This is a genomic window from Synechococcus sp. CCY9202, assembly GCF_034931685.1.
In the GTDB taxonomy this organism is placed as follows: Bacteria; Cyanobacteriota; Cyanobacteriia; order PCC-6307; family Cyanobiaceae; genus CBW1002.
The window spans coordinates 30,232-53,377 of record NZ_JAYGID010000024.1; the positions used below are offsets into that span (position 1 = coordinate 30,232).

Annotated in this window: 35 protein-coding genes; 14 read left to right on the forward strand and 21 right to left on the reverse strand. The window is 66.5% G+C overall.

Features of this window, described 5'->3' with window-relative positions; genetic code table 11:
* Window positions 1–41 precede the first annotated feature (41 nt).
* From VB777_RS02775 to VB777_RS02815, 9 genes are all read right to left on the reverse strand, one after another.
* Window positions 42–239: a hypothetical protein gene (locus VB777_RS02775; protein ID WP_323246965.1), complete on the reverse strand. Its 198-nt coding sequence runs from the start codon at window positions 237–239 to the stop codon at window positions 42–44.
* A 262-nt stretch (window positions 240–501) separates the two neighbouring features.
* The gene (locus tag VB777_RS02780; protein WP_254942885.1) at window positions 502–849 is read right to left on the reverse strand and encodes a type II toxin-antitoxin system PemK/MazF family toxin; all 348 of its coding nucleotides are present in this window, start codon (window positions 847–849) and stop codon (window positions 502–504) included.
* Window positions 849–1,067, reverse strand: coding sequence for a hypothetical protein (locus VB777_RS02785; RefSeq protein WP_323246967.1), 219 nt, complete (start codon window positions 1,065–1,067; stop codon window positions 849–851). Before VB777_RS02785 ends, VB777_RS02780 begins: the two co-directional genes overlap by 1 nt.
* Window positions 1,068–1,964: 897 nt before the next feature.
* Complete coding sequence (locus VB777_RS02790; RefSeq protein WP_197169793.1) at window positions 1,965–3,239, reverse strand: 4Fe-4S dicluster domain-containing protein; 1,275 nt, start codon at window positions 3,237–3,239, stop codon at window positions 1,965–1,967.
* Window positions 3,236–3,883, reverse strand: a complete 648-nt coding sequence (locus VB777_RS02795; protein WP_323246969.1) for a TetR/AcrR family transcriptional regulator — start codon at window positions 3,881–3,883, stop codon at window positions 3,236–3,238. Before VB777_RS02795 ends, VB777_RS02790 begins: the two co-directional genes overlap by 4 nt.
* 247 nt (window positions 3,884–4,130) lie before the next feature.
* Entirely contained in the window at window positions 4,131–4,406 is a 276-nt protein-coding gene (locus VB777_RS02800) for a DUF1651 domain-containing protein (protein WP_197169795.1), read from the reverse strand.
* 10 nt (window positions 4,407–4,416) lie between these two features.
* Window positions 4,417–4,704 (reverse strand): galactose oxidase, encoded by a 288-nt coding sequence (locus VB777_RS02805; RefSeq protein ID WP_197169796.1) that lies wholly within the window; start codon window positions 4,702–4,704, stop codon window positions 4,417–4,419.
* A gap of 74 nt (window positions 4,705–4,778) precedes the next feature.
* Window positions 4,779–5,114, reverse strand: coding sequence for a hypothetical protein (locus tag VB777_RS02810; protein WP_323246971.1), 336 nt, complete (start codon window positions 5,112–5,114; stop codon window positions 4,779–4,781).
* Complete coding sequence (locus tag VB777_RS02815; RefSeq protein WP_323246973.1) at window positions 5,111–5,419, reverse strand: hypothetical protein; 309 nt, start codon at window positions 5,417–5,419, stop codon at window positions 5,111–5,113. Before VB777_RS02815 ends, VB777_RS02810 begins: the two co-directional genes overlap by 4 nt.
* Before the next feature lie 224 nt (window positions 5,420–5,643).
* On the opposite strand from VB777_RS02815, the gene VB777_RS02820 reads away from it, so the two are divergent.
* The 7 genes from VB777_RS02820 to VB777_RS02850 all read left to right on the forward strand — a co-directional run bounded on the left by VB777_RS02820 (window position 5,644) and on the right by VB777_RS02850 (window position 10,088).
* Window positions 5,644–6,615, forward strand: a complete 972-nt coding sequence (locus tag VB777_RS02820; protein WP_323246975.1) for a major capsid protein — start codon at window positions 5,644–5,646, stop codon at window positions 6,613–6,615.
* A 33-nt stretch (window positions 6,616–6,648) separates the two neighbouring features.
* Window positions 6,649–7,083 (forward strand): hypothetical protein, encoded by a 435-nt coding sequence (locus tag VB777_RS02825; protein WP_323246977.1) that lies wholly within the window; start codon window positions 6,649–6,651, stop codon window positions 7,081–7,083.
* 10 nt (window positions 7,084–7,093) lie between these two features.
* Window positions 7,094–7,792 (forward strand): hypothetical protein, encoded by a 699-nt coding sequence (locus tag VB777_RS02830; protein ID WP_323246979.1) that lies wholly within the window; start codon window positions 7,094–7,096, stop codon window positions 7,790–7,792.
* 77 nt (window positions 7,793–7,869) lie between these two features.
* Window positions 7,870–8,112 (forward strand): hypothetical protein, encoded by a 243-nt coding sequence (locus VB777_RS02835; RefSeq protein ID WP_323246981.1) that lies wholly within the window; start codon window positions 7,870–7,872, stop codon window positions 8,110–8,112.
* Between the two features lie 38 nt (window positions 8,113–8,150).
* A complete protein-coding gene (locus VB777_RS02840; protein WP_197169802.1) occupies window positions 8,151–8,828 on the forward strand; it encodes a hypothetical protein in 678 nt (225 codons plus the stop codon).
* Window positions 8,829–8,840: 12 nt separating this feature from the next.
* Window positions 8,841–9,890, forward strand: a complete 1,050-nt coding sequence (locus tag VB777_RS02845; protein ID WP_323246983.1) for a hypothetical protein — start codon at window positions 8,841–8,843, stop codon at window positions 9,888–9,890.
* Between the two features lie 3 nt (window positions 9,891–9,893).
* Window positions 9,894–10,088, forward strand: a complete 195-nt coding sequence (locus VB777_RS02850) for a hypothetical protein (protein ID WP_323246985.1) — start codon at window positions 9,894–9,896, stop codon at window positions 10,086–10,088.
* Between the two features lie 11 nt (window positions 10,089–10,099).
* On the opposite strand, the gene VB777_RS02855 is transcribed toward VB777_RS02850, so the two are convergent.
* The 3 genes from VB777_RS02855 to VB777_RS02865 form a co-directional block, all read right to left on the reverse strand.
* Entirely contained in the window at window positions 10,100–10,345 is a 246-nt protein-coding gene (locus tag VB777_RS02855) for a sigma factor-like helix-turn-helix DNA-binding protein (protein ID WP_323247097.1), read from the reverse strand.
* Between the two features lie 60 nt (window positions 10,346–10,405).
* Window positions 10,406–10,732, reverse strand: a complete 327-nt coding sequence (locus VB777_RS02860) for a sigma factor (protein ID WP_323246987.1) — start codon at window positions 10,730–10,732, stop codon at window positions 10,406–10,408.
* Window positions 10,733–11,094: 362 nt separating this feature from the next.
* Window positions 11,095–11,307 carry a hypothetical protein gene (locus tag VB777_RS02865; protein WP_323246989.1) on the reverse strand — a complete coding sequence of 71 codons (213 nt, stop codon included), beginning with the start codon at window positions 11,305–11,307 and terminating at the stop codon, window positions 11,095–11,097.
* A 467-nt stretch (window positions 11,308–11,774) separates the two neighbouring features.
* Between VB777_RS02865 and VB777_RS02870 the strand changes: the two genes are divergently transcribed.
* From VB777_RS02870 to VB777_RS02880, 3 genes are read left to right on the forward strand one after another with little or no spacing between them, the layout of a single operon-like run.
* On the forward strand, window positions 11,775–12,377 hold the full coding sequence (locus VB777_RS02870) for a hypothetical protein (RefSeq protein ID WP_323246991.1): 603 nt from the start codon (window positions 11,775–11,777) through the stop codon (window positions 12,375–12,377).
* Window positions 12,361–12,861: a hypothetical protein gene (locus tag VB777_RS02875; RefSeq protein WP_323246993.1), complete on the forward strand. Its 501-nt coding sequence runs from the start codon at window positions 12,361–12,363 to the stop codon at window positions 12,859–12,861. The genes VB777_RS02870 and VB777_RS02875 overlap by 17 nt, the downstream gene beginning before the upstream one ends.
* Before the next feature lie 25 nt (window positions 12,862–12,886).
* Entirely contained in the window at window positions 12,887–13,084 is a 198-nt protein-coding gene (locus VB777_RS02880; RefSeq protein ID WP_186696699.1) for a hypothetical protein, read from the forward strand.
* On the opposite strand, the gene VB777_RS02885 is transcribed toward VB777_RS02880, so the two are convergent.
* From VB777_RS02885 to VB777_RS02910, 6 genes are all read right to left on the reverse strand, one after another.
* Window positions 13,062–13,466, reverse strand: coding sequence for a PPC domain-containing DNA-binding protein (locus VB777_RS02885; protein WP_323246995.1), 405 nt, complete (start codon window positions 13,464–13,466; stop codon window positions 13,062–13,064). The genes VB777_RS02880 and VB777_RS02885 overlap by 23 nt on opposite strands.
* Entirely contained in the window at window positions 13,463–14,023 is a 561-nt protein-coding gene (locus VB777_RS02890; RefSeq protein ID WP_323246997.1) for a GNAT family N-acetyltransferase, read from the reverse strand. The genes VB777_RS02885 and VB777_RS02890 overlap by 4 nt, the downstream gene beginning before the upstream one ends.
* Window positions 14,024–14,495: 472 nt before the next feature.
* On the reverse strand, window positions 14,496–14,642 hold the full coding sequence (locus VB777_RS02895; protein WP_323246999.1) for an excalibur calcium-binding domain-containing protein: 147 nt from the start codon (window positions 14,640–14,642) through the stop codon (window positions 14,496–14,498).
* A 144-nt stretch (window positions 14,643–14,786) separates the two neighbouring features.
* Window positions 14,787–15,179 carry a DUF302 domain-containing protein gene (locus VB777_RS02900; RefSeq protein ID WP_186696702.1) on the reverse strand — a complete coding sequence of 131 codons (393 nt, stop codon included), beginning with the start codon at window positions 15,177–15,179 and terminating at the stop codon, window positions 14,787–14,789.
* A gap of 8 nt (window positions 15,180–15,187) precedes the next feature.
* Window positions 15,188–15,919, reverse strand: coding sequence for a DUF305 domain-containing protein (locus VB777_RS02905; RefSeq protein ID WP_323247003.1), 732 nt, complete (start codon window positions 15,917–15,919; stop codon window positions 15,188–15,190).
* Between the two features lie 108 nt (window positions 15,920–16,027).
* A complete protein-coding gene (locus VB777_RS02910; RefSeq protein ID WP_323247005.1) occupies window positions 16,028–16,522 on the reverse strand; it encodes a heavy metal-responsive transcriptional regulator in 495 nt (164 codons plus the stop codon).
* 169 nt (window positions 16,523–16,691) lie between these two features.
* On the opposite strand from VB777_RS02910, the gene VB777_RS02915 reads away from it, so the two are divergent.
* Together VB777_RS02915 and VB777_RS02920 are read left to right on the forward strand one after the other, a co-directional pair.
* Window positions 16,692–18,791 (forward strand): copper-translocating P-type ATPase, encoded by a 2,100-nt coding sequence (locus VB777_RS02915; RefSeq protein ID WP_416238298.1) that lies wholly within the window; start codon window positions 16,692–16,694, stop codon window positions 18,789–18,791.
* Window positions 18,791–19,267 carry a cupredoxin domain-containing protein gene (locus VB777_RS02920; RefSeq protein ID WP_323247007.1) on the forward strand — a complete coding sequence of 159 codons (477 nt, stop codon included), beginning with the start codon at window positions 18,791–18,793 and terminating at the stop codon, window positions 19,265–19,267. The genes VB777_RS02915 and VB777_RS02920 overlap by 1 nt, the downstream gene beginning before the upstream one ends.
* A gap of 35 nt (window positions 19,268–19,302) precedes the next feature.
* Here the strand turns inward: VB777_RS02920 and VB777_RS02925 are convergent, their stop codons facing one another.
* From VB777_RS02925 to VB777_RS02935, 3 genes are all read right to left on the reverse strand, one after another.
* Window positions 19,303–20,838, reverse strand: coding sequence for a multicopper oxidase family protein (locus VB777_RS02925; RefSeq protein WP_323247009.1), 1,536 nt, complete (start codon window positions 20,836–20,838; stop codon window positions 19,303–19,305).
* 7 nt (window positions 20,839–20,845) lie between these two features.
* Window positions 20,846–21,232 (reverse strand): DUF411 domain-containing protein, encoded by a 387-nt coding sequence (locus VB777_RS02930; protein WP_225875591.1) that lies wholly within the window; start codon window positions 21,230–21,232, stop codon window positions 20,846–20,848.
* Between the two features lie 307 nt (window positions 21,233–21,539).
* Window positions 21,540–22,277 (reverse strand): DUF305 domain-containing protein, encoded by a 738-nt coding sequence (locus tag VB777_RS02935; RefSeq protein WP_323247011.1) that lies wholly within the window; start codon window positions 22,275–22,277, stop codon window positions 21,540–21,542.
* Window positions 22,278–22,421: 144 nt separating this feature from the next.
* Here VB777_RS02935 and VB777_RS02940 point away from each other — a divergent pair, with 144 nt between their 5' ends.
* Window positions 22,422–22,589 (forward strand): multicopper oxidase domain-containing protein, encoded by a 168-nt coding sequence (locus tag VB777_RS02940; RefSeq protein WP_255460007.1) that lies wholly within the window; start codon window positions 22,422–22,424, stop codon window positions 22,587–22,589.
* Window positions 22,590–22,748: 159 nt separating this feature from the next.
* Window positions 22,749–23,105: a hypothetical protein gene (locus VB777_RS02945; protein ID WP_186696709.1), complete on the forward strand. Its 357-nt coding sequence runs from the start codon at window positions 22,749–22,751 to the stop codon at window positions 23,103–23,105.
* Window positions 23,106–23,146 lie beyond the last annotated feature (41 nt).

The window sequence follows — 23,146 nt, forward strand, 5'->3', positions numbered from 1 at the left end:
GCCAAGGGCCCGAAGACCAAGGGCCCGAGGGATTCGCCCCCTCAGAAGGGCAGCTCGCTTTCGGGGAAGGAGCTCACCAGCGGCGGATTGAGCCGCTGGCGATCAAAGAGGACATCGGCGCAGAGGCGCTCCAGCCGCTCCAGGGGGGTGGGGAGATGGGTGGAGGCCTCCTCGCAGAGCAGCTCCAGGGTGCGGGAGCTGAGGAGCTGGAAGGCGCGGATGCGGGATGCGGAAGCCATGGCAGGCGTAGCGGAGACCCCGAAGCAGGCCGGGCGGGGTCAAGGGGCAGCCCCCTCTGCAATGCGGAGCGCAGCGAAGCCAACGCACCAGTCCGGCTGACTCGCGTCAGCCCTTGAGGCCGCCCGGACCATGAGGAGGGCTGCGCGTAGCCGATCCACCAGGAGCTGGTGGGGCAGGGGCCCAGGCCGCTACCGGGCACGGGATTGGAAACCGGTGCCGCCCACTGCTGTCACAGCGACGAACTGGCCAACAGGGGAACGCTCAGCCTTGGCCGCCGATCACCCGCTGCAGCACCTGCTGGGATTCCGTCTGCAAGGCCAGCGGCAGCAGCCCGATGCGCCGTTTCACCAGTGGCATCGCCAGGGTTGTCATGCGGCTGAGCCGGATCCTCGAGCTCACCTTTAGGCCGGTGTCTGAGAAGCCTGGATGATCGGCAGGGATGTCGAGCTCATCGCGGCCTGGCGGCCCGCTGACGTTGGAGCTGATGAAGGCCAGCAACACATCCCCATGGCGCTCACTGGTGGTGATCACCAAGGCCGGCCGAGGCTTGGCCGCAGGCCCATCCGTGAATGGGAAGGCGACCAGCACGATGTCGTAGCGGCTCAGCATCAGCAGGCGCCGATCGCTTCTCCGTCCGAGAAGCTGTAGAGGTCAGGCTCAGCCGCCAGGTCGTCAAAGGCACCCCCGGCCATCGCCATCTCAGCCAGGGCCCCGTGACTCAGGTCGCTGCTGTCCTGCTCCAGCTGCCTGAGCAGCCAGCGGCGATCGTCAGCCGGCAGGCTGCGGATCACCGCAAGCAGGTTCTCAATGAGCTGGGGATTGGTCATCGCCCCAGGCTAAACAGCCTGAACCTCAGGGTTCACCCTGCCCACAAGCGACCTGGCAACAGCTGCTGTTGTCACTGGGGCCAGGCCCCTGGAGCGTGCCCTTGGGCCTGACCTTGATCGAGGCGCAGAAATACGCCCGCAGAGCAGCTCCAGGGTGCGGGAGCTGAGGAGCTGGAAGGCGCGGATGCGGGATGCGGAAGCCATGGCAGGCGTAGCGGAGACCCCGAAGCAGGCCGGGCGGGGTCAAGGGGCAGCCCCCGCTGAGATGCGGAGCGCAGCGCAGCCATCGAACAAGTCGGCTGACTCGCGTCAGCCCTTGAGGCCGCCCGGACCATGAGGAGGGCTGCGCGTAGCCGATCCACAGAGCGCCGGTGGGGCAGGGACTGGATCAGCCCTGTCCGGCACTTAGCACCTGCGGCGAGAAGGCCCGCATGACGATGCGTTGCAGCTGGTAACGAGGGATGTGGATCCCGCCGCTGCTCTTGCTGTCTCCAGCCGCCGGATCCATTCTGGCTGCAACGGGATTCGGAGGCTCCATCGATGGAAGACACCCCCCCTGAGCAGCAGCCAGGAGTGCGCTGACGATCCGGCCCCTGCTCCAACACTCTCGACGGATTTCTGACGTTCCTGGCGTGTAGCCAAGTCGCCGTCCATTGCACCGCCTGAGGTGCCCCGGACCCAACGGAACGTCCCGATTGACACCTGGCCCCAGGTGCCAGCGCCGGCAACTCCGACCACAACCGAAGACACCCTGATCTGCAAACGATCAACCGACCGCGCAGCTGCGCCCGTCCCCCTTGGGACGGCACCACGGCTGAGCAGACAAACGCCCGGGGCCAGCACTCCGGGCTTTGTTGTGCTCTGCACCCAGGTGGGGCCTCATTCCGACAAAGCTGCTCACTCGCTGCCCGTAACAGGGTGGCGGCGACCAAGCAGGGTCTTTGTGAGCTCCATACCTTTTCCGGGCTCACTCCAGGGGCACACTTCAATACAGATTCCGCAGCCACGTGTTTCAGCAAAATAGGGTGCGCACTTGTCAAAGTTGACATACCATCTCTTCTGGCCTCTCACAGTCTGCTTTTCGGAAAAAATCGCGTGAGGCGGGCAATTGGTTTCGCAAATCCGGCAGTTACGGCAAAGGTCGTCAACACCCAGGTCGCGCGGCTGATCGATCGCAAGGGGCAAATCGGTCAGCACCGTGGCCAAGCGCACGTTGGAGCCGAATTCAGCAGTGATCAAGGATCCATGTTTGCCGAGCTGGCCAAGACCAGCCTCAATGGCAATGGGAACATGAAGCACTTCAGTGCTGGAGCCTGGGGCTAGATTGGTGGACGCCTGAGCTGGGTGGCCCAGGGATCGAATGAAGTTCGCAAGCTTGATGGCTACTCGATTGACCTGCCGGTAGGCATCCATGATCTCCCGATTGGAGCGCTGGCTCGGCGTATGCAGCATCTCTTCTCGATCCATAGGCCATGCCACTGAGATCGCATACTGAAAATCGGGCGATGAGTCCCGGTAGCAAAAACTTGCATCCATCTTGGTGATGCCCGCCAGGCTCGCGCCGAAGCGCCTCGCCGCCTCTTTGATCAGGAGGGCGGCATCTGAAGGGTCTGGAGGGGCGGTATTTCTGCGTGCCACAATTCCAACGCGACCACCGTCCTGCCAAAAGATTTGTGCAATCTGTCGGTGAATTGAGGTGGGCTCCATAACCTGGAAATACCAGTCCAGCTTTCCCCAGGCGCGCTTGTAGGAGTCACCGAAAAATACATGGTCAGGCTGGCGGGCAGCCTCCTCGCCCAAGCCATTGATCACATTGCCTGAAAGTGGCGTCTTACGGTAAGCAAATGGATAATCCGTTGCTGGGTAATCGACTTTCATGTGGCGAGCACGCCTTCGAAGTAGCCCGGCATTAGGAGTCAGATCAGCCGGTTGAAATGACAGGTGAGGGAAAGCCTGACTTTGTGGCGGCCCAGGCATGTCTTCCAGCCAGATTGTCTCGCCTTTGTCGATCTTCCGCTGCTGCAGCCAGCGAAGGAGCGGGAATATTGAGTGGGTGGCGATCCCGACAGCAATGGTGAAAGACTTGCTTTTGAAATGTACCATCAGAAGCTTGCTGTAGTCGTTCAACCGGTCGCCAAGCGACGCCGGAGGCGCGAATTTGTGAATGCTCATGGCTTTCGTTCATGAATGAAAGTGCGATCGAGAAGGTTCGGGCTTCCTGTATGCCCGTGCAACAAGATGCGCACACAGGATCGGCTTCTTTCTTCGGGATTTTCAAATGGTTGGCTGGTCAAGCCAAGAAGTGCGCGCACAAATCCAAAACCCTCCAAAAGCCCGAGAAGCTGTTCAGCAAGATCATTGGCACTGTGTTTAGACTTCAGATAGCCAAGATCAACGCCTTGCTGGATCAAGCGTGATAGATCATCTTGTGTTCGACCATAGGCGCAGGAGTAAAAGTCTCCGGCGAGATCGCGGTGTGAACGCGCCTCTTCAAACATCAGCTGTGAGAATCTGATGATCTCAGGTTGATTGAGAAATCTCAGAAGCTTCGAACCAAAACTGATCAGGGCTTCAACGAATTCTTCCTCTGTCTCAACATCAGTAGGAACACCCTGCTCAAAGCTTTCAACCTCAGCTTCCACGACTGCTCGAAGGACCCCATTGAGTCCCTCGAAGTGCCGGTACAGCGTCGCCTTGGAAACCGACGCAGCCTGGGCAAGGTCATCAGTCGAGACCCTGGCGAAACCTTGGCTGAAAAACAGCTCTTTGGCCGCCAGGAGGATTCGAGACCGGGGAGGGCTTGCGGCGCGGACCATCGGACAAAGCAATCGAAGGACGACTTGGCACCAGCATCAATCAGGCCAAACAGTACCGTACCGTACTCATGTTCACACTGTGGCTCGCTTCCGACGCTCCGGCTGGCTTGGCTGCTACGGCTGGTGTTGGTGGTCGCTTGCTGCAGGGGGGAATCGAGGGAGGGCTGTGCTTCTTGCAGCAGCTCCTCAGCCAGGGCTCGCTGTCGAGCGCGACTCGAAGACCCGGTACGCCTCTGCCCGTCGGCGCTCAGTTCCTCGGTGGCTCCCACTGCGGCGCACAAACCTTCCAGCCGGCCTGCAGCTTTTGGGTCCAAAGCTTGATCGCTTCCCCGCGGGTGAGCTCCTTGCGGCGCTTGAGCAGCGCCGGCTCCCCGGCAGGCATCACCTCTCCCAGCGTCACCTCCAGCGACTGGCTCCAGCGGTCGTAGCGGAGCGGCTTGAAGTGGAGCACGTTGCGACCGTCGCTGATCCAGCCCTCCCGGGGCGAAAGCGGCGGGCGACCGGGCCGGTCGACGACGTTCATTGAGCTCTGCTCAGGCCACCTCCGGTGCCCAGCCCGTCTGGCGCACCATGTCGTCGGTCCAGCCCTGGCAGCGGTTGGTGAGGTGCTCGCCCTGGGCGATCAGGCCCTGGTGCAGCTGGCAGGTGAGCAGTGGGATGCAGTTCGCTCCGGCGTGATGCCTGAACCAGTGGCAGGTCATGCAGACCTTGCGGCTGCGGGCTGGCACCAGCACCTCCTGTCCCAGGTAGGGCCACTCCTCGATCGGTGCATCAAGCCGTTGTTCCAGCGGAGAAGCCCCCCGACTCGCAGCCACTCCCATGCAACCACTCGATGCGTACGCCTGTACTAGCACGAAAGGTCTGGGTTGGCGGCGGCTCTGGACGGCCGCAGGCTTCAAGCGCGCAGGGCCTCAATGGAGTCCGGCAGCTCCTCGTAGCTGATGCCTGGGCCATAGGCCCGGATCAGCGGTTGCAGTCCGATCGATTTCCGTCCTCCATGCAGCTTTCCCGTGGGGACCACCCAAAACCGCCACTGGCTGAGGTCCTGGGGATCCACCAGTTCGGGGTCCTGCTCTGCCAGCAGGCAGAAGACGTAGGCGCTGGCAACCCGGTGCTCTCCGGAATCGAGGCCCAACGCCCGGTGGACCAGCCACTCGGCATAGGCACCTCGGGTGCGGTTCTCCAGCAGGTGGCCGGAGTTCCAACGGAGGAACGCGTCGAGGTCGCTCATGGCCGGTTGGTCTCTGGGCGCAACGGCACAAAGATCCGATTGCCGTTGGCCTTGTTGGTGAAGACGGCATTGCCCTGCACGTAGATCTCCCGCACCCACAGCCCGCCCAGACTGTCCCGCAGGGTGGAGAGGGGGAAGCCTTCCTGAATCAGCCGGTAGGTCATCGCCTTGCCGTCCTTCCAGACGATCCGCACGGTGCCGTCGCTGCTGTGGCTGTCGCGGCAGGGGATCGGCCGGTCGTTGTAGGCGCAGTTCTTCCAGGGTTCGGCGCGGCTGGGGGCTCCGCCGATCAGCAGGGCCGCCATCGCGGCGATCCCCCAAGCCGACCTGGCACGGTGGCACCGGCCAAGCGCGGAAGGTAGGCACCGCAGCCGCTCACGCATCAGTACCACCATCCACCGCTTGCACTACCCGCAGGATGGAGGCGGTGGACCGTGACGCGCACTGTTCTCGATGCGGTGCTCGCCGAGGGGACGGGCCGATGTGGCGTGATCAACAGACACCCCTCCGCAGAGCGGCGCAGAACCGGATGGCCTGCAGGACCTGGCAACAGGAGCTGTTGTCACTGGGGCCAGGCCCCTGGAGCGTGCCCTTGGGCCTGACCTTGATCGAAGCGCAGAAATACGCCCGCCGCGCTGAACAGCTGGCGGTGCTCAAGACCTTCGCGGAAGGGGAGCTACTGCGCCGCCTTCCCTTCCGCAACCTTGTCGGTGGCTCATTGAGCTTCCCGGCAGAGACCAAGCTGCCCCGCGTCGGTTTCCGGGCCGTCAACGAGGGCTACCGCCAGAGCTACGGGGTGATCAACTCCGATTCGGAGTTCGTGCACCTGTTCGGCGGCGACCTGGATGTGGACCGCTCGATCGTGGACCTGCAGGGTCCTGAGGCCAGAGCAGCCCAGACCGAGATGAAGGTGCGCTCGATGCGGCTGACCCTGGAAGCCGCAATCATCAACGGCGATGACACCTTCGATCCGCGGGCGTTCAACGGGCTGAGCAAGCGCCTGGCGCCTGGCGAGGACCAGACGATCGACAACGGCGGCAGCACGCTCAACCTGCTGGCGCTGGAGGCGCTGAGCGACAGCGTGATCGGCTACGGCGGCGACAAGGTGCTGATCGCCAGCAAGGCCGCCCGCCGCCAGATCAGCACCGCCTCCCGCCAGGCCGGCGGCGACCTCTATGAAGTGATCGACGGCCGCCACTATTTCGAGGGGATCGAGATCCTGCTGGTGGAGGAGGACGCCGAGGGCAACGCGGTGCTCGGCTACGACGAACCCGCTGGCACCACCTCCATCTACTGCTGCGTGCTGGGTGATGCGGCGGTCTGCGGCCTGCAGGGCCCGTTCGAGGGGCGCTACGGCATCTCGGTGCGCGACTTCGGGGAGGTGCATGACGCGCCGGTGTTCCGCACGCGGGTGGATTGGTACGTGGGCTTTGCCGTGTGCAACCGCAAGGCCGCCGCGCGCCTGTTCAACGTGGCGCCCATGCCGCTGGTGCTGCCCTGAACCCTTCATCCCATCCCTACCGGAGACCCTTCCATGACCTCTCACGCCACCCGGCTGCTCGACGCCCAGACGGTGCTCGTCGGCTGGATCAACCACTCCGCCACCGACTGCTATGAGCACACCCGCAGCAGCGGTGATGTGGTGAACCTCGGCACCGATCTCGATGCCTCCGCGTCCTTTGTGTTGGTGGCCTCCCACCCCGGCCACAGCGAGGCCGTGACCGTGACCCTGGAGCTGGCGCCGCTGCTGGCCGATGGCAACGCCGGCAGCTGGATCACCGCCGCGGCCGTCGCCATCCCCGCCGCTGGCGGCAAGGTGGAGGCGATCATCAGCGGCGCCGCCCTGCTGATCAACCCGGCCGACAGCGCGCTGATCACCCCGCCCTGCCTGCGATTGGCGCGGGCGACGGTTTCGCCTGGCACTCCTGCCGGGATGACCGTGGCGCTCACCGCCAACCAGGGGCTGTGAGGTGAGCGCCATGGGCAACCCACTCGACACCCTCAATGTGGCGGCCGGAGCCGAGGCCCTGCCGCTGGAGCTGCTGCAGCCTCTCGACAGCAACAACCCCGCCTCCACGCCTGTTCGCCTCTCGGGCCCGGAGCAGCGGCTCAACGTCACACCGGATCCGGGTGTAGGCGATGCCTCGCTGCTGCCGCCCAGCCAGCTGCTGATCGGCAAGGACGGTGCGACTCGCTCGATCTGGCCGGTGCACCTGGCCGGCTGGCAGGCCCTGGGCTGGCAGTTGCTCAGCCCTTCCGGTGGTGGCGAAGAACAGGCCCCACCCGAGCAGGAGCCGCCGGAGATGGAGCCAGAGCCCGTGGATCTGCTGGACCTCGAGCCTGAGCCGCCGGACGCGACGGAGCCTGCCTCGCCAGTAGATGAGTCCACGCCCACCGGTGAGCCGACGGACACCAGCAGCGCGGCTGGCGAGGCCCTGCTGGCCTCACAGCCCACCGACTTCCAGGCCATGACCAAGGCCCAGATCGTGGAGTTCTGCTCCACCGTCTACGGCGTGGAGCTCGATGGCAGCCAGACCAAGGCTGAACTCGTGGAGCAGGCCACGGCGCTGGAAGCCCAGGCCAGCGGCAGCAGCACGGCCACCAGCGAGGGCACTGGTGTTGCCAGCAGCGATCCTGCCGATCTCGCGGCCCTGGAGCTGGGGGATGCCCTGCTCTGATCCCAGCCAGCGCTGCCCCGGCCAGCGGATCCCTGGCTGGGGGCTGGCAACAGCTGAGCAGCACTGCCCTGGCGCCAATGGCCACTCCCAATCCGGCTGTGCTGGCCGAGCTGACGGCCCAGTGCCGCAGCAGCAGCCGGCCGCAGGGGGTGATCTTCCTGGGCCAGGCCCAGCTGCAGGACGGCGGCACCCCTGAACCACCGCCGTCCGGGGGTGTCAGTGCCGTGCAGGCCCTGGCGCCGCTCATCAGTGCCACTGCCGGCGATGGGGTGGTGGTGATCGCGCTGGACCTGCGCCTGCTCAGCCCCCTACCTCCTTGATCTTTCCTCAACCGCCTTCCCCTTCTGCACGGATCACCATGGCCACCACCACCGAGAGCCGCACCGCCGGCCGTTCCCTGCCCCAGCCGACCGATCTGCTGCTGGTGCAGCGCGGCAGCACGCCCTACCGGGCCACTGCTGATGAGGTCAAGGCGTTCATGCTCAGCCCGGCCACCGCGGCGGCGATCGGGGCGATCAGGCCCGGTACCAACCTCTCGGTGGATGCCGACGGCACCCTCCATGCCGCCATCCCCGGCGCGCTCACCTACAGGGGCGCGATCGACCCCACCACCACCGAGGCCCCGGCTGGGGCTGTGGCCGGAGATGTGTACCTGGCCAGCAGCGCCGGCCCTGCCCTGGCGAGCTGGAGCGGCATCGCCGGAGCGGAGATCGCCCAGGGGGATCTGTTGCTGTTTGACGGCACGAGCTGGAGCGCCAACGCCGCCCTGGGGCCCGATGGCGCCGGGGTGATCCGCATCCAGGTGGCCGTTCCGCTGGCCGTCGATGAGAGCGATCCCGCCCAACCGCTGCTCAGCGTGGTCCTGGCCACGGCCGAGGCGTCGGGGGTAGTGCAGCTGGCCGACCCATTGGCGCTGGCAGACGGCACGCCCGGGCGGGTGGTGGATGCGGCCCAGCTGCAGGCGGCGATGGCCACTGCCCAGCCGGCCGGGGACTACATGCCGCTGGACCTGAGCACCCTGCCGGCTCTGCCCTGAGCGCCGCAGCAGATGACCCTCCAACCAGGCGACCTGCTGGCGATCACCCGTCCCGCTGGGCCCCAGGCCGGCACCTACCAGCTGCCGGCAGCGGCGCTGGCAGAGCTGGCTGGCCCGATACCGGTGCTGGGCATCAGCGGCGTGCTCTGGTCGACCGTGCGCTCGGCGGCGGACAACAGCTGGCAGGCGATCTGCTGGTCGCCGGAGTTGCAGCTCTACGTCTGCGTGGCCAACAGCGGTAGCGGCAATCGGGTGATGACCTCCAGCGATGGCATTCGCTGGAGCCCCCAACCGGCGGCCGCTGATCAGAACTGGGTGGCGCTCTGCTGGGCCGCTGCGCTGGGGCTGTTTGTCGCCGTCAGCGACAGCGGCACGGGCCAGCGGGTGATGACCTCTCAGGATGGCCGCAGCTGGAACCTGCGCCAGACGCCGGCCGACAACAACTGGACCTCGATCTGCTGGGCGCCCGAGCTAGGCCTGCTGGTGGCCGTGGCCAGCAGCGGCACGGGCAACCGCGTGATGATCAGCTCCAATGGCCTCACCTGGACGGCCGGCCCTGCTGCCGCGGATCAGGAATGGCGCTCCATCTGCTGGGCGCCTCAACTGGGGTTGTTGGTGGCGGTGAGCAGCACCGGCAGCAACCAGCGGGTGATGACCTCAAGCGATGGCCGCAACTGGACGCTGCGCACAGCCGCCGCAGCCAACAGCTGGACGGCGCTCTGCTGGGCGGCTGAGCTGGGTCTACTGGTGGCGGTGAGCAGCAGCGGCCGTGGCAACCGGGTGATGACCTCAGCCGATGGCATCACCTGGACGAGCAGGACCTCGGCGGCCGACAACGCCTGGACCGCCCTCTGCTGGGCGCCGGAGCGGGAGCTGTTGGTGGCGGTCAGCAGCAGCGGCACCGGCAACCGGATCATGACCAGCGCCGATGGCCTGAACTGGACGGTGCGCAGCTCCCCCGCCGATCTGGGGTGGCGCTCGCTCTGCTGGTCGCCCCAGCACAGGCAGTTTGCGGCAGTGAGCAACAGCGGTGCTGGCAACCGGGTGATGGTGAGCCCCTGACCCATGCCTGACACCACGACACCCCTGCCGGAGATTGGCTCGCGCTGCTGGCGCAACCTGATCAGCCCAGAGACCGGGGCCACAGTGCTCAACCTGGCGGCAGACAGCAGCGACACCGATCCGATGGTGGAGCTGACCTACGACGAGGGCGGCAGTGGCTGGTGGCCGCTCTCCACGCTGGTGTTTGAGCAGAGCTGAGGGAAGGGGCCTCAGCCCGCCCCCACCAGCTGCTGGCGCAGGGCAGCAATGGCCTTCTTCTGAGCCCGCTGCACCGACATGGCGCTGATCTCCAACCGCTCAGCCGCAGCCCGCAGCGACAGGCTCTCCAGGACCGTGAGCCGGAGCGCTGTGGCCTGGGCGGCAGGCAGCTGCTCGACGAGCTGCTCCAGGGCCGGCCCGGCGAGGGAGGACTCCAGCGCCGGCTCAGCGGCAGGAGCCGCCAGCTGCTCAAGCAGGGAGTGCTCACCAGCGACGGGGGCATCGAGGCTGGTGTGGCCGAGCGGGCAGGTGCCTTTCTAATGCTCGCGGCGTGAGACCCGCACCAGGCGGACGCGATCACGCAGGTGGTGCTGCAGGGCCCCGGCGATGCAGCGGCGCAGATAGGGCCCAGCGGGCTCACCTGCCCTGCAGCGGGGAGCGGAGCGCACCAGGGCCTCCCGTGCCACCTGGATCAGATCCTCCCGCTCCACCAACGGGAACAGGCGCCGGGCGGTGGCGGAAGCCAGGGCATCGGCGAGCGACAGGTGCTCCAGCACCAGGGCATCGCGGGCCCGCAGGGCAGAACGGCTGAGAGCCGGGGACTGCTCCTGGCGGCGGCGGAGGGAGGAAGCGGGGGAAGCCATCGGCAGGACGGCGGAGAATCCCACCCCCACCGGCCGGCCGCAGCGCCGTGACAAGGACGCCCGACAGCGGAGGGCGCCTGGCCCGATCCTTGACGCGACGTGAGGACTGGACGAGGGATGCGGTGGGTGTGCGCCGGCCCAGTGGCCAATCCCCTCCCCTACTGCCGGTGCTGCAGGGCCCCAGCTGAGAGACCGCCAGATCGACCCGTCAGGACGTTGCTGTGAGCCGCTTCGGGCTGGGACCTGCTGCTTTCACCCGCTGGCTTGGGAGAGATTTGATCCATCGCTCCAGGAAGCCCAAGCCCACGGGCGATGTGGCGACACCCGAAAGCCGGAGGCGGAGTGCCTCCGGCCACGGGGGCTCAGAGCACCCGCACCTCGGCCTGGGGACCGAGCGCCCGCTGCTGATTGGCAGCCAGGATCAGGGCCTCTTCCCGGGGCACGTAGTGCGGCTCGGAGGTGATGTGGCCCTCGCGATCGAGGAAGAGCACACGCAGCAGCTGACCGGCGGCATCAAGGAGATGCACCGAGATGATGCGGATCGGGCAGGAGCGGCTGAGGGGAGTGGCGGCCATGGCTGGGCTGGCGAACGACACCGCCGTCAAGCCCCGGCGCCGCCTGCGCCGCGCAAGGGGCGCGGAGCGCAGCGCAGCGACTCGCTTCAGCCCTTGCGCGGTGCGCAAGCCGGGGCAGGCCGGGTGGCGTGATCGCCAGACCACAGGGACGCCTTCCCGTTTCGCTGCCCGGAGGTTCAGCTCTACAGGAGGAACTGGCTGGTGGAGTATGCGCCTATCGGCAGCGGCCGCCAGGTGCACTGGGCCACGACCGGGCTGGACCAAGGCGGATTCGGTATGGGCTGGCGTTGTTGCTGTGAGGGTCTGTGAACCTCCGCTGGCAGTCGCAGCTCCCGGCGGCAGCGCCATAACCCCAGTGCTGCAGGGCATCGCCGCAGGCGTATGCAACTTCTGGATTGTTCTCTGACTCGATGTGGCCTGGGGCAGGGTGCGGCACGAGGCAGAATTGACCCTGAATGGCCAGCCGCATGGTTTTTCTACCCCCCACCTCGGATTTTCCGCCTGACCCCGAGCCCTTGAGTCGGGAGGATCTGAACAGCACCTACCTCGAGCTACGCAACTGCTACAAGAGCTCGATTCGCAGCCGCGGCCAGCACCGCAGCTTGGCCAACAAGGCACGAGATGAAACGGCACAGCTCAAGCAGCGCCTGCTGGATCTTGCCGCACGGGAAGCATCAGTCCGCAAGGACGTGTACGAAATGCTGGAAATCGTCACCGCCCTGGCCGGTGACATTGAAGACGCTGGCGACGATCTGGTGAATGAATTCGGCCGCTACAAGCTCGGCCGCAAGACCTATCAAGGCGGTTCTTTCCTTGGTGGCCTCGTGCAGGCCGTGATCCGCTTCATCAACCGCTGGACCCACACCAAGGAGCGGGTGGTACAGCTGGATCAGAAGCGTCAGGAGTTCATCGAGAAGACCAAGAATCTGCCGCCGCTCCCCCTGGGTGGGAACGGCCACGGCGGCCCCGTGAACCAGACGGAACCGTCTTCTCCCGCCAAGGTGGAGCTCGTGGACAGCCCAGCAGCCCAGCAGGCCCAGGAGGTCAAGGCCGATGGGACAACTCACTGACACCCTGCGGGCCACGTTGCGGGACCTGGCCCAATCCGACGCCAGGCTCTACCGCGGGTTGCACGAGGAGCTGGGCGACACCAAACCAGCCAGCAACTCGCCCGCAGCGCTGCTGGACGGTGACGCCCCTGCCAGTCGAGAAGAACTGGAGGGCCTGTCGATCGCTGCACTCTGGACACTCTGCAAGGCGCGCGGCATCAAGGGCCTCAGCAAGGGCCCGGTGCCGAAACAGGTGGATGCCCTGCTCAGCCACCCGGATGGGCCGCCCCTGCGGAGCGCCCTACCCGTCAAGGCCACCAAGGGCAGCAAGGGTGGGGCATCTGGCGGCAAGGCCATGGCCAAGGCTGGCGCCGCCGAGCTGCAGCTCCTGGAGCAGCGCCTCGATCGGGTGGAGCAGCTGGTGGTGCTGATCGCCCAGCAGGTGGGGGTCCCCCCTGCAGCGATCGCCCAAGTGACGACACCTGCAGCCCTTCCGTCAACCTGAATTACTTCTGTGCTGGCGCCAGCCCATGGCGGTGAACCGAGAGACGCTGGAGAAGCTGGGCCGCTTCCTGCTGCGCGGCCTGCGCATCGGCGCCAGCACGGTGTCGATTGTGGAGCTGCTGCGCAACGACTGGACCGGCGGCATCAGCGCCGGTGTGGCCTGGTTGGTGTTCCTGCAGGTGGAGCGACGGCTGCCGCCCCTCAGCTCGGAGCCCGAGGACTGATCCGCAGCTCGGAGTAGCCGGTGGCCGGGTCGAGCTCCCGGCTGAACTGCCAGTCCGGCAGCAGGCCCAGCAGCAGCTCGGCGGTGGTGCGCACCAGCGAGCCGGCGCAGAGGTGACCGCCGATCACGGCGCCGCTGCTGTCGGCAACAGCGATGTGCAGATGGGCGCCATCGGGCGAAAGCGTCCCGGCCAGGCTGAGGATCTCCAGGTCGCCGCGGATCACCGTGGCCTCGGCAGCTCCCGCCAACCTCAGCTGCACCACCGTCAGGCTGCCCACGGAGCTGATCACGCAGCCGGCCTGTGCGTCTTGTTCGGCCATCCAGGTCTGCAGTGCCCGGCGCAGGTCAGCGCCCGGCTGCAGGCGCAACGGCACCACCTTCATGGGGGCGGCCCCTCCACAAGCCCCTGGACCATCACCAAGGCATCGACGTAACCCAACTGCTCGTGGCGGAACGCCCCCGGCAGGGTTCCCACCAGCTGAAAGCCGTTGCGCTGCCAGCAACCGATGCCGGCGCTGTTGGTGCTCACCACCAGGTTGTACTGCATCGCCCGGAACCCCAGCCGCCGCGCCGCCTGCAGGGAGTGCTGACAGAGGCGGCTGCCGACACCCTGGCGCCGGCACTGCTCGGCCACCACATAGCCCGCGTTGGCCACATGGGCACCGAGAGCCAGGGAGTTGGGCCTGAGGTAGTACGTGCCCACAAGGGCACCGGTCGCATCCACGGCCACCATCACCGCGTGGCTCTGCTCCACCCAGGCCACCCGGGCCTCGGCTTCGCAGATCGCCGGGTCGTGCGGGAAGGTTTCGCCGGCGCGGAACACCGGCTCCAGCAGCGCCCACACCCCCGGCCAGTCGGCCGCCTCATAGGGGCGGATCTGCAGGGGCGATCGGGAGGAGGTCAGAGCAGCGCAGGTGTGACCATGTGATTGTCTCGCCAACAGGAAGGCGCCCCGTGGGGGGCGCCTTAGCACCGGTCGCGGATCTGAGCCTTGGCATCTGGGACTCGATCGGGTCGGGTGTCTGTGGTTCACGCGTTGTCTGTCTGGGGCCTGACAGGAAAGGACTGGAGATCACGTCTGGGAGAAGAGATGCTCGGGGCTTGACCTTCTCGGTTGTGATCCCGGCTCGGGTTATGCAGCCCGAGATTTAAGAACGCGGGAAACAGAACTGGCGTATCGCTCTCTGCGGTTACGGGATGACGCTCGCGCCGCGTCACCGAGTTCACCTTGTGTGTGTCGCATCGTTGGCGCACCTCCGCTGAGCGCACCGGCTCGGGTGTTCCCTGGCCGGACTCTGTTGGAGGGCGAGGGTCGGGTTGGCTCCCGGGCCTCCCCTCAAGTTCAAGGTACGTCGTTTTTCAGGTGGTAGTGGCCCTTTGGAGTGCCTGTTCCCGTACCGCCAGAAACCCTGTCAGCGCAACGCTTCACAGGCTTGTCCATCGCCGTTGCCATCGAGATAGGTGTGCCCCTGGCGCAGCAGCTCCTGAGCACGGGCATAGGAGCCGATCTCCTTGCAGCTATAGCGGCGGCCGCCAGGGGTTGTGCCATCGGGGATCACCGTTGTGCTGCGACATCGCCGGAAATCTCAGGTCTGGGTGATCCCACCCGGCACCTGCCAGACCCCGTAGCGCAGCCGGCTGGCGCGAAACTCGGCGCACAGAACCTCCTTAGCATCGCAGCCGCTCAGATACTGCCGCTAGCGCTAAGCCGCAGCGTCCTCGATGATCGCCGTGGTGGAGGCCTCCACCGCGCGGGCCACCTCCTTCAGGGCGGGATCGGCCGAGAGGCTGGCGAGCATCGCCTCGGGCCGGATCATGCCGATGCGGGTCTGGCCAGTTTCGGTGTAGACGGAGATCCGGCAGGGCAGCGCCATGTTGAGCGCCATTGTGGTGCTGAGCAATGCGGCGGCCTGCTGGGGGTTGCACACCTCGAAGATGCGGCACTGCTCCAGGAACGGCTGACCTTTACTGCGCAGGGTGTGGCCCAGATCATGCACGGCCAGCACGCCGAAGCCATGCTGCGCCACCGCCTTCTGTAGGGCGGCGCTGGCCTCCTCGAAGGATTTCGGCGTGTCGATGATGAAGAACTGATCCATCGGTGGCCTCAGCGTGTGCCGTACCAACTGCGATACCACTGGGACATCTGCTGGATTTCATCGCTCTGCACCCGCACCATGGCCTGCTGCAACTGACGAAGCTCCGGGTGCTGCGAATTGGTCTGGGCCATCGAGGCCATCATCACGCCCATCTGGTGGTGGGGAATCATCTGCTCAATGAAGGCACGGTCGAAGTCAGGGGCTGCGCTCAGGGCAGAGAGGTTCGTGCCACCACCCATCTGTCCCATGCCCATGCCCATGCCCATGCCCCCGCCCATGCCCATTCCTCCACCCATGCCCATGCCGTTCTGCCAACCCCAGCCTGTGCCCGGTCCCCAACTGGGCACATCTTTGCCGTACCACTGCTCGTACCAGGCACGCATCTGGGCGTTCTCGCGGGTCTGACTGGCCTTGATGCTCTTCGCCAGGGCCTTGATCTCGGGCCGCTGGGCGCGGGTGAGGGCGAGATCGGCCATGGCGATCGCCCCGTCGTGGTGGGGGATCATCATCACGACGAACTGCTGATCCGAATAACCCATCCCCATCTGGCCCGGGCCACCCACGCCTCCTCGATACCCGGGCATACCGGCACCGCCCTCGTAGCCGGGCATGCCGGCACCGCCCATACCCTGGGACAGGCACCGGGTGCCAGCCCAAAGGGAGACCGCGATGATGCCTCCCGTGGCCAGCAGCAGGGCTGGCCGTCCGAAGACTCTTCGGCGTGGTTCGATGTTGGCCATCCTTTCGACGCCGCCCGCGAACTGTCCATCTCCAAGGTGGCCACGGGCTTGCGAGTGGATTGACAATCCAGCCAAATGTTCATGCGACCTCCGCTGGCCGGGGGCTGATCAGACGTTGAGATTCGGGCAGATCACGGCCATGTTCGGCGCTGGATCGCTCTGCCAGTTCTGCAGCAGGCTTTGCAGTTCCCTCCTGAACAGACGCAGCTCCCGCAGCCGTTCGTCCACCAGATCGATCTGCCGTTGGAGCTGCCGCTGGATGTCGCCGCAGGGGAGCTCACCGGCATCGTGCACCGCCAGGCACTCCTGAATGTCATCAAGAGTCAGTCCGAGGCTCTTGAGCCGCCGGATGAAGTCCAGGCGCCGCAGGCTCTCCTCACCGAACAGGCGGTAACCGCCTTCGCTGCGGCCCACCGCCGGCAGCAGGCCGAGCTCTTCGTAGTAGCGGAGCGTTTTCACGGGCAGGCCACTGCGGCTGGCCAGGGCGCCGATCTTCATGCCGACAGGCACTGGCGCCGCCCCTGGAGGGCGGCCGGCCCCTGGCGTGGCGGCGGAGCGGGAGGCGGCGGGTGCAGGTGCGGGAGCGGGAGTGGCGGCGGCCATGGGCAAACACACTCTCCATTACTGGGGAGACTCTAACCATCTCTGTCCGCCGTCGTTCCCCCGGCAGGCCGTTTCAATCCACCAGGGCCTTGACTCTCCAGTCCACTGGACCCCATAGGTTGAAAAGTACGTCCCCTGCAGCGCCTCGGCGCTGCCTCCAGGCCTCCTGATGAGCACCCCGACCGCCAGCCCTCCCTGCTGCCATGCCGAGGATCCAGCCGGCGCGGCCGATGGCATGGAGCGGGAGCTGGCCCGCGAACTCACCCAGCTGCGCCGCAAGGTGAGTGTGGCGGTGGTGCTCACCGCGCTGGTGATGCTCTCCAGCCTGCCCCACATGCTCGGGGTCCACAGCCTGCCCTTTCTGCAGGCCTGGTTCACCAGCCCCTGGACCCAGCTGATCCTCACCACGCCGGTGCTGTTCTGGTGCGGCCGGGGCTTCTTCAGCGGCGCCGCTTCGGCCTTTCGGCATCACAGCGCCGACATGAACACGCTTGTGGCGGCCGGCACCGGCATCGCCTGGTTCACCTCGCTGTTCAGCACCCTCTTCCCCCAGCTGCTGATCGCCGAGGGCCTGCCGGCAGACGTCTATTACGAAACCGCCGCCGTGATCCTCACCATGGTGCTGCTGGGCAACCTGCTGGAGGCCCGCGCCCGGGGGCAGACCTCCGAGGCGATCCGGCGGCTGCTGCAGCTCCAGCCCCCCACGGCCCGGGTGCTGCGTCACGGCCAGCCGGTGCAGATCCCCGTCTCACAGCTGGTGGTGGGCGATCTGGTGCAGGTGCGCCCGGGCGAGAAGCTGCCCACCGATGGGGTGGTGAGCGAAGGCAGCTCCTGGGTGGAGGAATCGATGCTCACCGGGGAGCCCACGCCTGTGGCCAAGGCGGTGGGCGATGCGGTGATCGGCGCCTCGATGAACCGCAGTGGCAGCTTCAGCTTCCGGGTCAGCCGGGTGGGAGGCGACACGGTGCTGGCCCAGATCGTGGAGCTGGTGCGCCAGGCCCAGAGCTCCCGTACCCGGGTGCAGCGGGTGGCCGATCAGGTGGTGAGCTGGTTTGCGCCGGCGGTGATCGCCCTGGCCATCGCCGCCTTTGTGGTCTGGTTCCTGGTGAGCGGCAATGCCGTGCTGGCGATGCTGTTTCTGGTGAGCGTGCTGGTGATCGCCTGTCCCTGCGCCCTGGGTCTGGCCACCCCCACCTCGATCATGGTGGCCTCCGGCAAGGGGGCGGAGAACGGCCTGATCTTCCGCAGCGCCGAGGCTCTCGAAACCGCCGGCACGCTGCGCACCATCGTGCTCGACAAGACCGGCACCCTCACCCGCGGCCAGCCGGAGGTGACCCAGTTCGAGCGGCTCTCCGGTGGGGCGCTGCCGGCTGACACCCTCCTGGCCCTGACGGCCGCCCTGGAATCCCGCTCGGAGCATCCCCTGGCCGAGGCGATCGTGGCCTATGCCATCAGCCAGTTGGGCTCGGGCGACCTGCCGGCGGTGACGGACTTCGAGGCCGTGGCGGGTCGCGGCGTGCAGGGGGTCATCGATGGCCAGCAGGTGCGGGTCGGCACCCCCCGCTGGTTTCCCGAACTCGGCATCGACACCGCGGACCTTCAGCCCCTGGTGGAACGCCTGGAGGCCCTCGCCTGCAGTGTGGCGGCGGTGGTGGTGGACGGGCGGATCGAGGCCTGCTTCGGGGTGGCCGATCCGCTCAAACCCAGTTCGGCGGCGGCGGTTGCGGCCCTGCGGCGGCTGGGTCTGCAGGTGGTGATGCTCAGCGGTGACGCCCGCCGCACCGCTGAGGTGGTGGCCGCCCAGGTGGGGATCGAGCGGGTGGTGGCCGAGGTGCGTCCCGCCGACAAGGCCTCCGTGGTGCAAAGGCTGCAGGAGCAGGGGGAGGGCCCGGTGGCGATGGTGGGCGACGGCATCAACGACGCCCCTGCCCTGGCCCAGGCCGATGTGGGCCTGGCCATGGGCACCGGCACCGATGTGGCGATCGCCGCCAGCGACATCACCCTGATCTCCGGCAACCTGGCCGGCGTGCCGGCGGCGATCGAACTCAGCCGCCACACCATGGCCAACATTCGCCAGAACCTGTTTTTCGCCTTCGCCTACAACGTGGCCGGCATCCCGATCGCCGCGGGTGTGCTGTTCCCCCTCACCGGCTGGCTGCTGAGCCCGATGCTCGCCGGCGCCGCCATGGCCTTCAGCTCCGTGTCGGTGGTGAGCAATGCCCTGCGGCTGCGCCGCTTCCAGCCGGCGCCCCTGCCGAGGGCTGCCTGATGACACTCCCAGCCCTGATGCCGCTCCTGTCTGCCGTCGCCGCCACCGCTGCCACCAGCGCCTCCACCGCCGAGCCGCTCTGGCGCAGCATCGAGCAGCCCGTGCTGCTGAAGGTCCTGGTGGCCGGCGCAGGGGTGGCGCTGATCATCTGGGAGCTGTGGTGGTTCCTCGGCCGCCATGGTGGTGGCGTGGCGGCCCGCGAGGGCGAGCACGGCCTGCAGGAGATCACCATCACCGTGGATGGGGGCTATGCGCCCTCACGGATCCGGGTGAAGGCCGGCCAGCCGGTGCGGCTTACGTTCCACCGGGTCGATCCGAGCGGCTGCGTGGCCAAGGTGATCTTCCCTGATTTCCACAAATCCCTCGATCTGCCCCTGGATGCCACCACCTCCGTGGACTTGCCGGCCAGGGCTGCCGGCAGCTATCCGTTCCACTGCGGCATGAACATGGTGCGGGGCAGCCTTGAGGTGGAGTGACCCAGGGCGGCGCGGTCCAGGTTGGTCGCGAGCGCTCAGGCGCTGATCTCCAGGGTGCCCATCATGCCCAGCTCCTCGTGATCGAGGATGTGGCAGTGATACACCGTGCGTCCGGCGAAATCATCGAACCGGGTGCGAACCCGTACGGTTTCGCCTGGGCGCACCAGCACCACATCCCTCCAGGCGCGCCACGGCTCCGGCGTGCCGTTGCGACTGATCACCTGGAAGGGGTTGATGTGCACGTGGAAGGGGTGGTCCATCACGCCGTCGTTCACCAGCTCCCACTCCTCGGTGTCACCGAGGCTCACGGAGGTGTCGGTGCGGCCGTGGTCGAAGGCCCGGCCATTGATCAGGAACACCATGCCCAGGCCGGGGGCCATGCCGTGGTTGAGCACGAAGCGGCGGCGGCGCACCGGCGCCGGCAGGGGCTCCACCGGCAGCAGGCGCTCGGGCAGCGGCAGGGGCGTCACCGAGCCCGCGTAGTTCAAGGTGGCGATCGGCACCGGAGCCTGCTGCTCAAAGCCTGATCCCATCCTTCCTCTGCCCATTCCCATTCCCATTCCCATTCCCATTCCCATTCCTCTACCCATGCCCATGCCCATGCCCATGCCCATGCGGCTGCCCCTACCGCCCATCATTCCGCCGGCCCCCCTGGCGTAGGGAAGGTTGAGCAGCCGGTAACGACCGCCCTGGCGCTCGCCCCGCACCAGCACCTCAGCCCGCTCGCCGGGGGCCAGCAGCAGTTCCGACAGCTCCACTGGTGCCTCGATGGCACCGCCATCGGTGGCGATCAGGTGGAAGGGGTGATCCTCGAGGGCCAGCCGCCAGAAGCGGGCATTGGAGGCGTTCACGATCCGCAACCGCAGCAGACCCCCTGAGGGGATCGTCAGCGCCGGGTTCACCTGACCGTTGACGGTGAGCACCGCTCCCTCACGCCCCAGCATCATCCCCATGCCCATCGGGCTGGAACCCGCCTCACCGGGAAGGTCTTTGAGGAAAAGCACCTGCTCCTCGGCGGCGCGGACTTCGGGGATCTGATCCAGGGCACCGCGCACGATGAACACCCCTCCGAGGCCGCCGAACACCTGATCGGCCACCGTGCCATGTCGGTGGGGGTGGTAATAGAAAGTGCCGGCAGGATGGTCGGCCGGCAGGGTGAAGGCGTAGCTGTGGCTTGCGCCGGGGGCCACGCTCACGAACACGTTGTCAGCACTGCCGCCGGGAGAGATGTGGAGGCCGTGGTAGTGCAGGTTGGTGGGGCGAGACAGGCGGTTGACCAGCTCGATCCGCACTGCATCGCCGGGTTCGGCCTCCAGCAGGGGCCCAGGCAGCAGGCCGTTGTAGGTGAGGGCCCTGGACGGGCCGCCCGGGATCGCCACATTGGTTTCCTGGGCCACCAGTTCCAGGTCCAGGCGTCCGCCGCTGGAGCGCAGGCGGGCCTGAGCTGGTACACCCGTGCTGGCTTGGGATCGAAGCTGGGCAGTGCGTCCCAGCAGGGCTGAGCCGGTGGCGATGGCTGAAGCACCACCGACCATGGCAAGAAAGGAACGGCGACCAAGATGCAAGACCATCTCTCCCTCAGGCCTCGATCTGCAGGAAGGTGCGGCGGGAGCCATCGCGACCGAAGGAGTAAACCGTGTAGGACTCGCTACGCAGGGATGATTCCATGCCCGGCGAACCGAGGGGCATTCCCGGCACGGCGATTCCCACCACCGCCGGTCGCTGCCGCAGCAGCTGATCGATCGCCTCGGCAGGGACGTGCCCCTCGATCACAAAACCAGCCACCTTGGCGGTGTGACAGGACGCCAAGTCTCCTGGGACGTTCAATGAGCTCTTGACCGCTTCCAGGTCGGCCACAACGTGATCCTTCACGCTGAAGCCGTTGGCACGCAGGTGGTCGAGCCACCCCTTGCAGCAACCGCAGCTGGCCGTGCGGTAGGCCGTCACCTGGCGGCTGGTTGCCAAGGCGTCAGTCGACGCTGCACTCCGAGCCACTGACGTCCGGACGGTGGACGGCGAGAGCCAGTAGCCGACGCCAACCGCGGAGAGCCCGGCCAGGACCGTGGCCAGAAGCCACCCCCGGCGGTGCGACCGCGACGCACCGCCAGAGGTGGAATGATCTGGATCGGGTTGCGGCACGTTCATTCCTAGCCGATGAGTGAAGGATTGAACTCATCCTAAAGGCTCCATCTGACTGGAGAGTCAAGGGATGACTGATCTGTGGCCTGCAAGCAGAGCCACTCCTTTGCGGGCGCCCGGCTGCCTGGAGGGCTCAGAGGGCAAAGAGCCTGTCGTATTTGTAGTACTCCGGTTTGCGCAAGCCCTCCAACGCCAGCATCCGCCGCAGCTCGATGATCTCGGCCCTCTGGGCCACGATCACCTCCCGCGCGAAGCGCCGGATGGTGGGGTTGGTGCTCTTGGCCCGGGCATCGTGGGCCATCATCAACGCCCCCGCGTGGTGCTCGATCATGCCCTCAAGGAACCAGACCACCCGGTTCTCCTTTGTGGGTCCGTCGCCCATCATCCGCATGCCGTCGATCTGGGACTGGCTCATGCGGGTCAGGCCCGCGAGGCTGTTTGGATCGCCGCCGCTCGCCAGCGTCACTGGATAAACGGGGGCCTGGGGATACCAGGCCTTGCGCCACAGCCCCATCGCCCGGATCTCTTTGGCCTGATCCCTCCAGATTGAATTTCCGAGCGCCCCAACACCGGGTTGGCCGATCCCGAAGACGAACTCGCTCATGCGCAGGGCCCCCGTGTGGTGCTGCACCATGCCGTCGATGAAGCGCAGGTCGTAGGTGGAGCCAGCCGGGCCCACGTCATGAGCATGGGCGCCTTGGGCAGGGGCGGATCCAGCAGGGGCAGACATCCCAGGCATGTCCATCATCCCTGGCATGCCTTGGTGTCCTTCGTGATTCATGCCACCGGGCATCTGGGCCAGGGCAGGAACTGCCACGGTGAGGGCAGAGGCGAGACCGATCAAGGTTGGCGTGAAGCGGGAAGGGCGCATGGCGGCAGGTTGAGGCCACCTCACCGTATAGTCTCCTGTGGTCTGGAGAGTCAAGGGCAAGGGCGCAGCAAATCCGCGCCGGCCGATGCCGGTCCTCCAAGACTTGACTCTCCCCCCTCAAGCGCCAACAAGTGCTGGGCGTGGGTGGGCCAGTCCTTCGATCCCGATCGCATTGAAATCCGTGTTGTCCTCGAAAGCACGGAAGACTGGTTGATCATCAATGACGATGTCATGGATTACCCCATCCATCTGCACCTCAATCCCTTCCAGGTGACCACCCGTGTTGGCCGCGCCGAATCCCAGCGCCACTGAAATGACAAGGTGCTGGTGCGCTCGGGAGAGGGGAGGTGCGCCTTCGGCTGAGCGTTCTCGATTTCGCAGGTCGCACTGTTTCCAACTGCCACAACCTCGATCACATTGATGCGCCACGTCCTAACCCTGTTGCTGACCTGTTGGCTTGCAGCTCCTTCGTTGGCGGCTGAATTAGAGGCCTGTCGGAACCTGCTGGAGCAACGCAATGCCCTGGCCGAGCAGGCCATCAAGGCCGAAATCGCCCTGGTTCGAACCATCCGTGAACGGATCTGCCCGGTCCTCAGCCAGCAGGCCGATGGGGCCAATGCCAACGACCGCAACGAGCGGACCATCGACTACCAGGCCCTGCTCGACTGCCGCCACAAGGCGGAAGAACAGCTGCTACGCAGCCAGCGGGTTCTCTACGTCAACCGCAGGCAGTTCAGGTTCTACACGGCGGCTGGAGCCGAGCTGGCCCGGCAAGCCGATGGGCTGGATCAGCTGTTGCAGGATCGGGAGTGCTCCCAGCTGCGTTGATCAACAACCTGCGGAAACACGGACCCACCCAGACCCTTGAC